The sequence below is a fragment of the Pseudomonas sp. JAI120 genome (assembly GCF_014207255.1).
Lineage (GTDB): Bacteria > Pseudomonadota > Gammaproteobacteria > Pseudomonadales > Pseudomonadaceae > Aquipseudomonas.
The window spans coordinates 582,825-597,441 of the sequence record NZ_JACHCZ010000002.1 but is presented as its reverse complement, the minus strand read 5'-3'; the positions used below and the strand labels follow the sequence as shown (position 1 = coordinate 597,441).

12 protein-coding genes are annotated in these 14,617 nt (G+C 59.0%); 4 read left to right on the top strand and 8 right to left on the bottom strand.

The features are described from left to right. Window positions 1-5: 5 nt before the first annotated feature. A complete protein-coding gene (rnt, locus tag HDC32_RS14610) occupies window positions 6-677 on the bottom strand; it encodes a ribonuclease T (protein ID WP_078740972.1) in 672 nt (223 codons plus the stop codon). Continuing rightward, window positions 674-1,720 (bottom strand): dihydroorotase, encoded by a 1,047-nt coding sequence (gene pyrC / locus HDC32_RS14605; RefSeq protein WP_145335130.1) that lies wholly within the window; start codon window positions 1,718-1,720, stop codon window positions 674-676. The genes rnt and pyrC overlap by 4 nt, the downstream gene beginning before the upstream one ends. Window positions 1,721-1,876: 156 nt before the next feature. Between pyrC and HDC32_RS14600 the strand changes: the two genes are divergently transcribed. The 3 genes from HDC32_RS14600 to HDC32_RS14590 all read left to right on the top strand — a co-directional run bounded on the left by HDC32_RS14600 (window position 1,877) and on the right by HDC32_RS14590 (window position 5,357). Continuing rightward, window positions 1,877-2,785 carry an OmpA family protein gene (locus HDC32_RS14600; RefSeq protein ID WP_145335128.1) on the top strand — a complete coding sequence of 303 codons (909 nt, stop codon included), beginning with the start codon at window positions 1,877-1,879 and terminating at the stop codon, window positions 2,783-2,785. 129 nt (window positions 2,786-2,914) lie between these two features. Then, on the top strand, window positions 2,915-4,132 hold the full coding sequence (locus tag HDC32_RS14595) for an argininosuccinate synthase (protein ID WP_012722490.1): 1,218 nt from the start codon (window positions 2,915-2,917) through the stop codon (window positions 4,130-4,132). A gap of 592 nt (window positions 4,133-4,724) precedes the next feature. Continuing rightward, window positions 4,725-5,357, top strand: a complete 633-nt coding sequence (locus HDC32_RS14590; protein WP_027604587.1) for a response regulator transcription factor — start codon at window positions 4,725-4,727, stop codon at window positions 5,355-5,357. An 84-nt stretch (window positions 5,358-5,441) separates the two neighbouring features. Here the strand turns inward: HDC32_RS14590 and HDC32_RS14585 are convergent, their stop codons facing one another. The 4 genes from HDC32_RS14585 to metG all read right to left on the bottom strand — a co-directional run bounded on the left by HDC32_RS14585 (window position 5,442) and on the right by metG (window position 9,637). Next, window positions 5,442-5,624 (bottom strand): PA3496 family putative envelope integrity protein, encoded by a 183-nt coding sequence (locus tag HDC32_RS14585; protein ID WP_090408779.1) that lies wholly within the window; start codon window positions 5,622-5,624, stop codon window positions 5,442-5,444. A 107-nt stretch (window positions 5,625-5,731) separates the two neighbouring features. Then, window positions 5,732-6,370, bottom strand: a complete 639-nt coding sequence (gene nth / locus HDC32_RS14580) for an endonuclease III (RefSeq protein WP_131697371.1) — start codon at window positions 6,368-6,370, stop codon at window positions 5,732-5,734. A 138-nt stretch (window positions 6,371-6,508) separates the two neighbouring features. Then, window positions 6,509-7,471, bottom strand: a complete 963-nt coding sequence (gene rsxB, locus HDC32_RS14575; protein ID WP_145335124.1) for an electron transport complex subunit RsxB — start codon at window positions 7,469-7,471, stop codon at window positions 6,509-6,511. A 114-nt stretch (window positions 7,472-7,585) separates the two neighbouring features. Further along, window positions 7,586-9,637 (bottom strand): methionine--tRNA ligase, encoded by a 2,052-nt coding sequence (gene metG / locus HDC32_RS14570; protein ID WP_184744509.1) that lies wholly within the window; start codon window positions 9,635-9,637, stop codon window positions 7,586-7,588. A 172-nt stretch (window positions 9,638-9,809) separates the two neighbouring features. On the opposite strand from metG, the gene apbC reads away from it, so the two are divergent. Further along, window positions 9,810-10,904, top strand: coding sequence for an iron-sulfur cluster carrier protein ApbC (gene apbC, locus HDC32_RS14565; protein ID WP_131697368.1), 1,095 nt, complete (start codon window positions 9,810-9,812; stop codon window positions 10,902-10,904). 496 nt (window positions 10,905-11,400) lie between these two features. Here apbC and fdxA read toward each other — a convergent pair whose 3' ends face one another. Together fdxA and mutS are read right to left on the bottom strand one after the other, a co-directional pair. Next, window positions 11,401-11,724 carry a ferredoxin FdxA gene (gene fdxA, locus HDC32_RS14560; protein ID WP_053137462.1) on the bottom strand — a complete coding sequence of 108 codons (324 nt, stop codon included), beginning with the start codon at window positions 11,722-11,724 and terminating at the stop codon, window positions 11,401-11,403. 142 nt (window positions 11,725-11,866) lie between these two features. Next, a complete protein-coding gene (mutS, locus tag HDC32_RS14555; RefSeq protein ID WP_131697367.1) occupies window positions 11,867-14,458 on the bottom strand; it encodes a DNA mismatch repair protein MutS in 2,592 nt (863 codons plus the stop codon). Window positions 14,459-14,617: the final 159 nt, after the last annotated feature.

The following is a 14,617-nucleotide window of genomic DNA, read 5'->3' as shown; positions in this document are numbered from 1 at the left end:
TGACCTCAGTCGCCGAAGTCTTCCCAGCCGCCCATTTGTTTCCAGCGGTTGACGATGCCGCAGAACAGTTCGGCCGTCTTCTCGGTGTCGTAGCGGGCCGAGTGGGCTTCGCGACCGTCGAAGTCGATACCGGCCGCCTGGCAGGCCTTGGCCAATACGGTCTGGCCATAGGCCAGGCCGGCGAGGGTGGCGGTGTCGAAACTGGAGAACGGGTGGAACGGGTTACGCTTCATGTCCAACCGCGTCACGGCGGCGTTGAGGAAGCCCAGGTCGAAGCTGCTGTTATGCCCGACCAGGATCGCGCGCTTGCAGCCATTGGCCTTCAAGGCCTTGCGTACGCCACGGAAGATATCGGTCAGCGCCGCTTCCTCACTGACTGCCATGCGCAGTGGGTGGTCGAGCTTGATCCCGGTGAATTCCAGGGCCGCTGCTTCGATGTTCGCGCCTTCAAACGGCTCGACGCGGAAGAAGTGGGTGTGCTCCGGGAACACAAAGCCCTGTTCGTCCATGCCAATGGTGGTCGCGGCGATTTCCAGCAGGGCGTCGGTGGCGCAGTTGAAACCACCGGTTTCTACGTCGATGACAACCGGCAGATAGCCGCGAAACCGCTCGGCCATCGGGTGGCGGGAGCCGCCACCACTGTGCTCGTGTTCGTCATCGTAATGGTCTTCACTCACTTGCTTTCCTCCAGCAGGCGCCAGCGCAGTGTTTCACCGGCGCGCAGCGGGATAACGGTCAGCTCGCCAAACGGCAGGCTGGCAGGGGCGGTCCAGTCTTCACGGACCAGGGTAATGCGGTCGGTATTCGCTGGCAGGCCGTAGAAACGCGGGCCATTGAGGCTGGCGAAACCTTCGAGTTTATCCAGGGCGTTGCGCTGTTCGAACGCTTCGGCATACAACTCGATGGCGGCGAACGCGGTGTAGCAACCGGCACAACCGCATGCGGCTTCCTTGGCGTGCTGAGCGTGGGGCGCAGAGTCGGTGCCGAGGAAAAACTTCGGATTACCGCTGGTCGCAGCATCCAGCAAGGCCACCTGGTGGGTATTGCGCTTGAGGATCGGCAGGCAATAGAAGTGCGGCCGAATCCCGCCCACCAGCATGTGGTTGCGGTTGTACAGCAGGTGATGAGCGGTGATGGTCGCGCCGACGTTGGCCGAGGCCTCGGTGACGAACTGCACGGCATCGGCCGTGGTGATGTGCTCGAACACCACCTTGAGGGTCGGGAACAGCTCGACCACACGGCGCATATGCTCGTCGATGAAGATCTTCTCGCGATCGAACACGTCCACATCACCACGGGTGACTTCACCGTGGATCAGCAGCGGCATGCCGACTTCGGCCATGGCTTCGATGGCGGGCAGGATCTTGTCGATGCTGGTCACGCCGGAGTCGGAGTTGGTGGTTGCGCCGGCCGGGTACAGCTTGGCGGCGTGCACGAAGCCGCTGGCCTTGGCCTCACGGATCTCGGAAGGTTGGGTACGGTCGGTGAGGTAGAGCACCATCAACGGTTCGAAGCGGCTGCCGGCCGGCCGTGCAGCGAGGATACGCTGGCGATAGGCGTCGGCTTCGGCGGCGTTACGCACCGGTGGTACCAGGTTAGGCATGATGATGGCGCGGCCAAACGTACGCGCTACATCGGCCACGGTTTGGGGCAACGCAGCACCATCGCGAAGATGAATATGCCAGTCGTCGGGACGCAGCAGGGTCAGGCGGTCGGACATTGGGGATTCCAGGCGGGTCAATCTGGTGGGAATGCTACCGGAAAAGACTCTTGCAGGCACTCGCTATCAAGTTTTGCGGGATGCATCCGATAGCCTTTCGTATGCCTTATCGATGTATGACGCTTTGAAGTGTTGTAGAAACCAGTGGAGCCTCCCGTGCGCCAGCATTATCTAGCCTTGCTCAGTGTGTTCGCCAGCCTGCCTGCGATGGCCCTCACGTTCCAGACACGTCTGGAGAACATTGAGTGGAAGGTAGAGGGGGACAAGTTCGAGTGCCGCCTGACCCAGCCGATCACCGACTTCGGTTCGGGTGAGTTCGTGCGCCGGGCCGGCGAGCAGGCGACGTTTCGTCTGAAAGCCTATAACGGATCGCTGGGTGCAGGGTCGGCCACCTTGTTGGCCGCCGCTGCCCCCTGGCAGCCCGGTCGGGGTGACATCAATCTCGGTGCCGTACGTGCCGGCAGCGGTGATGTGCTCTTCAATAGCTCTCAGGCCCAGGCCGGGCGTCTTTTCAACGGGTTGCTCGATGGACGCTCGCCCACTGTGCGGCACTATGGACGCGAGGGTGGCTATTCAGAGATTCGCCTGCTGCCGGTGAAATTCAACAAGGCCTACAGCGACTATCAGCTGTGCACGGCCAAATTGCTGCCGATGAATTACGATCAGGTCAAGCAGACCGAAGTGGGCTTCCCCGGTGGCGGCATCGAGTTGGACGCTGCGGCGAAGCAGAAGCTGGCGGTGATTCTCGAATTCATGAAGGCGGACCCGACCGTCAACCATATCGAGTTGAACGGTCACTCGGACAACAGCGGCAATCGCCTGAGCAACCGTGATGTTTCCCGCCGTCGCGCGCTGGCGGTGATGGACTACTTCAAGGCCAACGGTATCCCGGAGTCCCAGATCACCCTGCGGTTCCATGGCGAAAGTTACCCCTTGGCGCCCAACACTACTGCCGCCAACCGGGCCCGTAACCGCCGTGTGAATATTCAGCTCGAACGTGTGGCTGCCCCCGAGAAGCCGGCCCCCCAGGTCACTGGCCCGAGCAACCCTGCGCACACTTCGTAACGTGCGACCATCGGTCGCTCGCTCGACATAATCTGTCGCTTTATCTTCATTTGCTGTCGCGCCCCTGTAAATCCACGGTTTTGATCGGTAGAATCGACGCCTTTCCGTAAAACCCCGTGGAGTGATGGCATGGCCGACGTAAACAAGGTCGTTCTCGCGTATTCCGGCGGCCTGGACACTTCGGTGATCCTCAAGTGGCTGCAGGATACTTATAACTGTGAAGTGGTGACCTTCACCGCTGACCTGGGTCAGGGCGAAGAGGTCGAACCTGCACGTGCCAAGGCGCAAGCCATGGGCGTGAAAGAGATCTACATTGACGACCTGCGCGAAGAGTTCGTCCGCGATTTCGTCTTCCCGATGTTTCGCGCCAACACCGTCTACGAAGGCGAGTACCTGCTGGGTACTTCCATCGCACGTCCGCTGATCGCCAAGCGCCTGATCGAAATCGCCAACGAAACCGGCGCTGATGCCATTTCCCATGGCGCTACCGGCAAGGGCAACGACCAGGTGCGTTTCGAACTGGGTGCCTACGCGCTCAAGCCCGGCGTGAAAGTGATTGCCCCTTGGCGTGAATGGGACCTGCTGTCCCGTGAAAAGCTGATGGATTACGCTGAAAAGCACGCGATCCCGATCGAGCGTCATGGCAAGAAGAAGTCCCCGTACTCGATGGACGCCAACCTGCTGCACATCTCCTATGAAGGCGGCGTGCTGGAAGACACCTGGACCGAGCACGAAGAAGACATGTGGAAATGGACCGTCTCCCCGGAGAACGCTCCAGACAAGCCGCAGTACCTGGAACTGACCTACCGCAACGGCGACATCGTCGCGCTGGACGGCGTGGAAATGACCCCGGCCACTGTATTGGCGACCCTGAACCGTATCGGTGGCGAACACGGCATCGGCCGCCTCGACATCGTCGAGAACCGCTATGTGGGCATGAAGTCCCGTGGCTGCTACGAAACCCCCGGTGGCACCATCATGCTGCGTGCCCACCGCGCCATCGAATCCATCACCCTGGACCGTGAAGTGGCTCACCTCAAAGACGAGCTGATGCCCAAGTACGCCAGCCTGATCTATACCGGCTACTGGTGGAGCCCTGAGCGTCTGATGCTGCAACAGATGATCGACGCTTCCCAGGCCCACGTGAACGGCGTTGTGCGTCTGAAGTTGTACAAGGGCAATGTGATCGTTACCGGCCGCAAATCCGATGACTCGCTGTTCGACGCCAACATCGCCACCTTCGAAGAAGATGGCGGCGCCTATAACCAGGCCGACGCAGCGGGCTTTATCAAGTTGAATGCATTGCGCATGCGCATTGCTGCCAACAAAGGCCGTTCGTTGTTCTGAGTGTTTAGCCTGTTGTAAAAAATGGCCCCTTGTTCAAGGGGCCATTTTTTTTGCCTGGAGATTTTGATTAAGTCCACGTTGTTTAAACTTGTTTAATCAGTGCTCCAACTTATCGGGTCGCTGGTTTTTTTGTCGGGTGAATGATTTTTTATCATTTATGTAGGAACCAGTCTTACAGATAATTCACTCATATAGATGCGAGGAGTACGTAAGAAGTCAAAAATTCTGTAGGAAATAAGGATGTAAGTAAATATGTTAAATGGAACTGAAACTACCGATTTTTCTCTGCCAGCTCCGGCACCTGCAGTCGCCAGGCAAGGGGCATTTCCTGATAGTTGCGTACGGCACGTTTACCTTATCCCCTGGGGACTCTGGAAATTTCACTCAAAATATGTGATGCCCCGGAAAGTTCTGAAAGGCTCCATAAAACTGGAAACATCCGAATCGGTGTTTTTTTGTAGGGGGTTTCCTTTATCGTTGTGGGGTGGGTCTCTGCTTGCTGTTGCTCGGGGGGGAACGCTATGCCAACTAGGAAACGACTAGGCTATTGTGTTTGCTCTAAATAATTCGAACAGCGAAATTGGACTTTCTCATGAATAAAGTGCTGATCGTGGATGATCATCCCGTCATTCGTCTTGCTGTGCGTATGCTAATGGAACGTCATGGTTATGAGGTCGTTGCCGAGACCAATAACGGTGTCGATGCGTTGCAACTTGCGCGGGAGCATATGCCGGACATTGTCATACTGGATATTGGGATTCCCAAACTCGATGGCCTGGAAGTTATTTGCCGGCTTTCGTCTACCAAACAGGCTGTACCGTTCAAGGTCCTGGTGCTCACCTCCCAGGCCCCAGGTCACTTTTCCATGCGTTGTATGCAGGCGGGCGCTGCTGGCTATGTGTGCAAGCAACAGGACCTGACCGAGTTGCTGAGTGCGATCAAGGCGGTTTTGTCGGGCTACAGCTATTTTCCAAACCAGGCACTCAACTCGGTACGCTCCACCATGGGCAATGCCAGTGAGGCTGATATGGTCGAGCGTCTGTCGGGCCGGGAGATGATGGTGTTGCAGCAATTGGCTCGGGGCAGAACAAACAAGGAGATTGCCGACGGTATGTTTCTCAGCAACAAGACCGTCAGCACCTACAAGACTCGTCTGCTGCTCAAGCTCAATGCCCGCTCTCTCGTGGACCTGATCGAGTTGGCTCAGCGTAACGGCTTGGTATAGGTGAGGGCACAGCACTGCACACAGGCCGCGTAACCGGCAGAAAAAAGCCTCCGTCAGGGAGGCTTCCGGCCGTCGACCGCTTGATTAGAGGTCGAAATCGTAGTCGGCCAGTTGTTTTTGCAAGCGTCGTTCTTCCAGAAGGTTGTCGATAGTACGGCGTTTGCTCAGATTGGTCTTGGCGACCTCTGCCACAGGTGCCTCTGCGCCATCGTCCTCCGACTCAACGAGGTCGTCTTCTACGTCCAACTGTTCTTTGTCAGTGCTCATAACGTTAACTCCGGAGTAAGACTGCCGTTGGCGCTCCTTATAACGATAATCCATGAATGGGTAAAAAAGATTTTTTCAATCGGCTGATCGAGAAAACCAATGGACCCTCAATCGTCGGATGTCTTGTCCTTATATTCGCAAAGGTCTTCGATGCGACAGCTGCCGCAGCGCGGCTTGCGGGCCTGGCAAACATAGCGCCCGTGCAGGATCAGCCAGTGGTGAGAGTCGAGCAGGTATGGCTTGGGCACGAACTTCATCAGCTGCTTTTCCACTTCGACCACGTTCTTGCCACGGGCTATGCCGGTTCGGTTACTGACCCGAAAAATGTGGGTGTCCACGGCCATGGTCAATTGCCGGAATGCGGTGTTGAGCACCACGTTGGCGGTTTTGCGGCCCACCCCCGGCAGGGCTTCCAGCGCTTCGCGGGTTTGTGGCACTTCGCTGTCATGCCGTTCTATCAGCAAGCGGCAGGTCTCGATGACATTCTTGGCCTTACTGTTGTACAGGCCGATGGTCTTGATGTACTCCGATAACCCATCTACACCCAAGGCATAAATCGCCTCTGGCGTGTTTGCCACGGGGTAAAGCTTGGCCGTGGCCTTGTTGACGCCGACGTCCGTGGATTGGGCCGACAGGATCACTGCAATCAATAACTCGAACGGCGAGGAGTAGGCCAGTTCGGTCTTGGGCTCCGGATTGTCTTCGTGAAGCCTGCGGAAAATTTCCAGGCGTTTTGCGGCGTTCATGGGGTTCAGGCTTCCTTTCGGGCGGTCAGCGTAGTTTCGAATAATGGGGCCAGGCCTGGGAGCCTGCGAGCGGGATCAACCCGACGGATATCAATGTGGTGTCGGCGATGGACCGTAACAACCCCCAGGATTATTCAGTCATGCACCATGGGCGTCTACTTGGCGCTGCGCGTCATCGAGCTTGTGTTGCGCGTCGGCCAATTGTTGCGGATCAGCCTGTTGATCCAGGGCTTTCTTCAACTCGGCTCGGCGCATCGCCAGTTGGATTTTGGCGCGCTTGAGGTCGGGGTTGTTGACGGCAGGCAGCGGTGTCGCGGGTGTGTGATGCTGGTCCAAGGCTGCCAATACCTGCTCCGCTGCCTCGAACTGCTGTTGCAGGGCGATCAGCTGGGATTGCTGGTCAAAGGTCGGCGGGTGCCCAAAAGCCTTCAAGGATTTGTGCAATTGGGCGCGGCTCATGGCCACATTGATCTTGGCTTTTTTTACCGCCGCATCCTGGGTGGCCCGCACTGCGTCAAGTGGCAAGGGGGGCACTGGCGCTGAGCGCTGGGCCCGCGCCAAACGTTGGGCAATCCTGTGTTCTTCTTCCCGTCGCAGGCGCGCATTGCGTTGTTCAAAGCGTTGCCGGGCACGGTCGCGCTTGAAGCCTCGTTCACGGCGCTCGTTTTCGTTCGCTGCCAGGCCGCCAACGATAGGCAGCCCTGTGGCCAGTGGGCGCATCTCAATGCAGTCGACAGGGCAGGGCGCGACACACAGGTCGCAACCGGTGCACTCATCGATGATAACGGTGTGCATCAACTTGGCGGCGCCGACAATCGCGTCCACCGGGCATGCCTGGATGCATTTGGTGCAGCCGATGCATTCGGCCTCGCGGATGTAGGCGACCTGGGCCGGCGCTTCCCCGCGGCTGGTGTCCAGTTCCAGAACCGGCACACGCAGCAATAGCGCAAGGCCAGCGATGGTCTCCTGTCCTCCGGGCGGACACTTGTTGATCGCCTCGCCGCGCGCGATACCTTCGGCGTAAGGCTTGCAGCCCGGGTGCCCGCACTTGCCGCATTGTGTCTGCGGCAGCAGCGCGTCGATACGTTGAATCAGATTCATGGAGTGATCATTGGCGTGCCGGTTGAACAAACAGGGTCTGATTATCCGGCAAGCGAGAAAGGGGGACTAGCTGAAAAGCCCCGTCGCAGAAACGACAGGGCTGTTTTGCAGGGCTTACTTGATACGTTGACCCGGCTTGGCGCCACTGTCCGGGCTCAGCAGGTAGATCTCTTCGCCGCCAGGGCCTGCCGCCATCACCATGCCTTCGGAGATGCCGAACTTCATTTTCCGCGGCTTGAGGTTGGCAATCATCATGGTCAGGCGACCATCGAGCTTGGACGGGTCCGGATAAGCGCTCTTGATCCCGGAGAACACGTTGCGTTGTTCGTCACCAATATCCAGTGTGAGGCGCAGCAGCTTGTCCGCACCTTCCACTGCTTCGGCCTTGATGATCAGCGCCACACGCAGGTCCACGGCAGCAAAGGCGTCAAAGTCGATTTCCGGAGAAATCGGGTCTTTGGCCAGCTCGCCGTTACCGGTCGGTTTCGATTCGCCGGTATCGGTCTGGCTGGCGGCCAGGTCTTCTTTCGATGCGTCGGTCATGGCCTGGACCTTGACTGGGTCGATACGGGTCATCAAAGGCTTGAATTCGTTCAACTGATGGTTGCTGAGCCAGGTGGAGTGGTCGTTCCAGGTCAGCGGCGCGACATTGAGGAACGCCTCGGCGTCGGCGGCCAGCAACGGCAGCACCGGCTTGAGGAAGATCACCAACTGGCGGAACAGGTTGACGCCGGTGGCGCAGATCGCCTGGACCTCAGCCTGCTTGCCTTCCTGCTTGTTCAGCGACCAGGGGGCCTTGTCGGCAATCCAGGCGTTGGCGCGGTCAGCCAGGCCCATGATCTCGCGCATGGCGCGGGCGAAGTCGCGGGCTTCATAGGCGTCCGCGATGCTTGGCGCGGCAGCCAGGAACGCGTCGGTCAGTTCCGGCGCGGCATTCTCGGCCACCAGCAGGCCCGCGTTGCCCTTGTGAATAAACCCGGCGCAACGGCTGGCGATGTTGACCACCTTGCCGACCAGGTCCGAATTGACCTTTTGTACGAAGTCTTCCAGGTTCAGGTCGAGGTCGTCCACACCACGGCCCAGCTTGGAGGCGTAGTAGTAGCGCAGATATTCCGGCGACAGGTGATCCAGATAAGTGCGTGCCTTGATAAAGGTGCCACGGGACTTGGACATCTTCTGGCCGTTGACCGTCAGGTAGCCATGTACGGCGATGCCGGTGGGCTTGCGGTAGCCCGAACCTTCGAGCATGGCTGGCCAGAACAGGGCGTGGAAATTGACGATGTCCTTGCCGATGAAGTGGTACAGCTCGGCGGTGGAGTCCTTGCTCCAGAACGCGTCGAAGTCCAGCTCCGGCGTGCGGTCGCAGAGGTTCTTGAAGCTGGCCATGTAGCCGATCGGCGCGTCCAGCCACACATAGAAGTATTTGCCGGGCTCGCCAGGGATCTCGAAGCCGAAGTACGGCGCATCGCGGGAGATGTCCCACTGCTGCAGGCCTGCGTCCAGCCATTCGGCGATCTTGTTCGCCACGGCGTCCTGCAGGGTGCCGCTGCGGGTCCAGGTTTGCAGCATCTGCTGGAAATCCGGGAGCTTGAAGAAGAAGTGCTGGGAATCCTTGAGCACCGGTGTGGCGCCGGAGATCGCCGACTTAGGATCCTTCAGGTCGGTGGGGGCATAGGTGGCACCGCACTTCTCGCAGTTGTCGCCGTACTGGTCTTCAGTGCCGCATTTCGGGCAGGTGCCCTTGATGAAGCGGTCGGCCAGGAACATTTTCTTTTCCGGGTCGAAATACTGCGTGATCGAGCGCGTGGCAATGTGCCCGGCGTCTTTCAACCGCAGGTAGATCTGGCTCGACAGCTCACGGTTTTCTTCGGAATGGGTCGAATGGAAATTGTCGAAATCCACCAGGAACTCGGCAAAGTCGGCGCTGTGTTCAGCCTGCACATTGGCGATCAGTTGTTCCGGGGTGATCCCTTCCTTTTCGGCGCGCAGCATGATGGCCGAACCGTGGGCGTCGTCTGCGCAGACATAGATGCATTGATTGCCGCGATGCTTCTGGAAGCGCACCCACATATCGGTCTGGATGTACTCAAGCATATGGCCAAGATGGATGGAACCATTGGCATAGGGCAGGGCGCTGGTGACGAGGATCTTGCGTGGCTCGGACATGGGGCTCGGCTACTTGATGAAACGGAGGTCGGCCACTATAAAGCGCCGGGAAATTTATTTCACCCCGTGGCGCTGTTTCAGAATCTTCTGCATCTGCGAAAGCGTGCCGTAACGCCGCTGGAACGGTTAGGATAGCCGCCTGTTTCAGTCAGTCTTTTTTCGGGAGTAGCCCATGAGCGCCGTCAATCGCGCAGCGGTGGAAGCCGTTCTTCGCCAGTACACCGACCCCTATTTGAACCAGGACCCGGTCAGCGCCGGTTGTGTACGCGCCATCGAAATCCAGGGCGATCAGGTCTCGGTTCAACTGGAACTGGGTTATGCCGCCGGCCTGTTCAAGAGCGGTTGGGCGCAGATGCTGCAAATCGCCATCGAGGGCCTCGACGGTGTGCGTTCGGCCAAAGTCGACATCCAGTGCGTGATTGCCGCGCACAAGGCCCAGGCGCAGATCCCAGGCCTGGCCAATGTCAAGAACGTGGTGGCAGTCGCTTCCGGCAAGGGCGGCGTGGGCAAATCCACCACGGCGGCCAACCTGGCCCTGGCCCTGGCCCGTGAAGGCGCGCGCGTGGGGATTCTCGACGCCGACATCTACGGCCCAAGCCAAGGCGTGATGTTCGGCATCGCCGAAGGCACGCGACCTAAGGTCAAGGACCAGAAGTGGTTCGTGCCGATCGAATCCATGGGCGTGGAAGTCATGTCCATGGCGTTCCTGACCGATGACAACACGCCTATGGTGTGGCGTGGACCGATGGTCTCCGGCGCCCTGCTGCAATTGGTTACCCAGACTGCCTGGGGCGACCTGGATTACCTGGTGATCGACATGCCGCCAGGCACCGGCGATATCCAGCTGACCCTGGCGCAGAAAGTCCCGGTGGCCGGCTCGGTGATCGTGACCACGCCCCAGGATCTGGCGCTGCTGGACGCCAGAAAAGGCGTGGAGATGTTCCGCAAAGTCAACATCCCGGTGCTGGGTGTCGTGGAGAACATGGCGGTGCATATCTGCTCCAACTGCGGTCACGCCGAGCACCTGTTCGGCGAGGGCGGTGGCGAGAAGCTGGCGACCCAGTACGGCGTTGAACTGCTGGCCTCGTTGCCATTGGCGATGGGCATTCGTGAACAGGCCGACGGCGGCAAGCCCACTGTAGCGGCAGAGCCCGATGGTCAGATCGCCCTGATCTACCAGGAGCTGGCTCGTCATGTGGGCGCGCGGATCGTCCTGCAGGAAGCGGCCGCCCCGGCAATGCCGACGATTACGGTCAGCGACGACTGAACTCGCTGAAGGACAAGAAGCCTCGACGTTGTCGGGGCTTTTTCTTGCCTGGGGATCGGTCAACGGGGTTCCCTTGCGCTTTTACGCAATTGCTCGTGTAAGCATTCACTTACTTTCTCGTAAGTGTTTGGTTTTTTTGCTGGGGGGGTGCGTCTCGAATCCTTGAGAGATTTTTCTATCTGTTTGAAATATAACAATTATTTATATTTGTCTGTACGCTGAAGCCTGTCGGTGCCCGGGTTGGATCCCGTTGAACTTCCCTGGGAACTCTCTAACATCAGCCCTGTGTCCACGGATTGACACAGCCATCAAGGAACGATGGTTGAAGGAACGTCGCAGGATGCGATTCATCAGGATGATGAAAAGGAACACAGGGACTAGGGAAAAAATGTGGGCGGGTCATACCGCCCCTTTTTTTTGCCTGTAGAAAAGTGAACGCCTGCCCCTGAATGCAAAAAAGGCCCGCAAGGGGCCTTTTTGGGAGGGCAGCAGCGCGTTAGCGCTCAAGGTCTTTGATTTTGCCTTTCTTGCCATCCCACTCTTCCGCGTCTGGAAGCGGTTCTTTCTTCTCAGTGATATTCGGCCAGATTTCCGCCAGCTCGACGTTCAACTGAATAAATTCCTGCATATCCGCCGGGACTTCGTCCTCGGAGAAAATAGCGACGGCCGGGCATTCAGGCTCACACAGGGCGCAGTCAATGCACTCGTCCGGGTGGATAACCAGGAAATTCGGCCCTTCGTAGAAGCAGTCCACCGGACACACTTCTACGCAGTCGGTGTACTTGCACTTGATGCAGTTGTCGGTGACGACGAAGGTCATTTCTAATTCTCTCCTCAGGCGGCGGCAGCGAAACCCTTTGTGGTAGGGCTCGCGAGGTTTGGGAGCGATAGTCTGCAGGCCAGGCTAAAAGCCAGCAGCATCCCAAACCGCGCGAGAGTCTATCAGCTTGTAAGCGTCAGCGTTATATCCGAGTCTTCAGTGCATATAACATTTCTAGCGCTTTTCGCGGCGTCAAGTCGTCCAGGTCAAGCTTTGCCAACTCATCCAGCACCGGGTGGGGCAGGCTGGCGAACATATCGCTCTGGTGCGGCGCAGCGGGTTTGCGGCTCGTCTTGGCTGGGCTGGCAACTACGGTTTCATGGGGCAGGGCCGTGGTTTCCAGGCGGCTGAGGTGCTCGCGGGCACGGGTGATCACGTCGTTCGGCACGCCGGCCAACTGCGCCACGGCCAGGCCGTAACTCTGGCTGGCGGGCCCGGGCAGCACGTGATGCAGGAACACGATGCGTTCGTTGTGCTCGGTGGCATTGAGATGCACGTTGGCCACCAGCGGCTCGCTTTCCGGCAGCACGGTCAGTTCGAAGTAGTGGGTGGCGAACAACGTATAGGCACGCAGGTGCGCCAGCCGTTCGGCCGCAGCCCAAGCCAGGGACAGGCCGTCGAAGGTGCTGGTGCCGCGTCCCACTTCGTCCATCAGCACCAGGCTGCGCTCGGTGGCGTTGTGCAGGATATTCGCGGTCTCGCTCATTTCCACCATAAAGGTCGAGCGGCCACCGGCCAGGTCATCGCTGGAGCCGATCCGGGTGAAGATGCGGTCCACCAGGGACAGCTCGCAACTGGCTGCCGGTACAAAACTGCCGATATGCGCCAGCAGTACGATCAACGCGGTTTGACGCATGTAGGTGGATTTACCGCCCATGTTCGGACCGGTGATCACCAACATGCGGGTATCGTCATCCAGCGACAGGTCGTTGGCGACGAACGGCGTGGTCAACACCTGTTCCACCACCGGGTGACGCCCCTGCACGATGCGCATGCACGGCTCGCTGACAAAGCGCGGGCAGTTCAGGTCGAGGTTCAGCGCCCGCTCGGCGAGGTTGCTCAGCACGTCCAGTTCCGCCAGAGCAGCAGCGGTGTCCTGCAGCGGTGCGAGTTGGCTGATCAAGTCTTCGAGCAAGGCCTCGTAGAGCATCTTTTCCCGGGCCAGGGCACGGCTCTTGGCCGACAGCGCCTTGTCTTCGAACTCTTTCAGTTCGGGCGTGATGAAACGCTCGGCACCTTTGAGTGTCTGGCGGCGTTGATAGTCGATGGGCGCCGACTCGGCCTGCTTGCTCGGCAACTCGATAAAGTAGCCATGCACGCGGTTGTAGCCCACCTTCAGGTTGGCCAGGCCGGTGCGGGCTTTTTCGCGGGCTTCGAGGTCGATCAGGAACTGCCCGGCGTTTTCGCTCAGGGACTGCAGTTCGTCCAGTTCGCTGTCGTAGCCGGTCTTGAGTACGCCACCGTCACGGATGATCGCCGGCGGGTTGTCGATGATGGCCTTTTCCAACAGCGCTGCCAGTTCCGGGTAGGTACCAGCCGTTACAGCGAGCTGTTGCAGGTGAGGGGTATCCAGCTCGGTCATTGCCACTTGCAGTTGCGGCAGGGCGCTGAGGGCATCGCGCAGACGCGCCAGGTCGCGGGGCCGCGCATTGCGCAAGCCGATCCGCGCCAGGATGCGCTCGATATCGCCGATCTCCTTCAACTGCGGTTGCAGCTTTTCAAAGCGATAGCCGTCCAGCAGGCAGGTAATAGATGTCTGACGCGCTTGCAGTACCGTCAAATCCCGCAGTGGACGGTTCAGCCAGCGGGTCAGCAAGCGGCTGCCCATGGCCGTCTGGCAACGGTCGACCACCGATTGCAACGTATTATCGCGCCCGCCGGCCAGGTTAGTGTCCAGTTCCAGGTTGCGACGGCTCGCGCCATCGAGCACCACGGTGTCGTCCAGGCGCTCATGGCGCAGGCTGCGCAAATGCGGCAGGGCGGTGCGTTGGGTTTCCTTGGCGTAGCTGAGCAGGCAGCCGGCAGCGCCGATGGCCAGGGTCAGGGTTTCGCAGCCGAAGCCCTTCAGGTCTTGTACCGAGAACTGCTGGCACAGGCTTTTCAGCGCCGAATCACGCTCGAAATCCCACGGCGCACGACGCTTGGTCCCACGACGTTTTTCCGCTGGCAGATCCTTCGGCCAATCATCCGGGATCAACAACTCCACCGGGTTGATGCGCTCCAGCTCTGCCAGCAGGTTCTCCCAGCCCTTGATCTCCAACACGCTAAAATTGCCGCTGGTGATGTCCAATACCGAAAGCCCGAACAAGCGCTCATCGCCCAGCACCGCGGCGATCAGGTTATCGCGACGCTCATCCAGCAGCGCCTCATCACTCACCGTCCCCGGCGTAATAATGCGCACCACCTGGCGTTCCACTGGGCCCTTGCTGGTGGCCGGATCGCCGATCTGCTCACAGATCACCACCGACTCGCCTAGCTTCACCAGCTTGACCAGGTAGCCTTCCAACGAATGGTAGGGAATCCCGCACATCGGAATCGACTGCCCCGCCGACTGCCCGCGCGCGGTCAGGGTGATGTCCAGCAACTTGGCCGCCTTCTTCGCGTCTTCATAGAAGATCTCGTAGAAGTCGCCCATGCGATAGAACATCAACTGATCAGGGTGCTGGTTTTTCAGGCGCCAGTACTGCTGCATCATCGGGGTGTGGGAGGACAGATCGGACGTGTTTTTACTCATTGGATAATAGGCAAATTCGTTGAAAGGAGTGGGGCAAAGGTGGGGCGCTCGGCCCTGCTGATTTTGCAATGGCCGCAAGGTTAACACGCGAGGTCGGCCCTTCGCAGGTCGCAAGCGGATAGGTAAAACGCAAAGGGGGTGGTGCATTAATTTAAATGC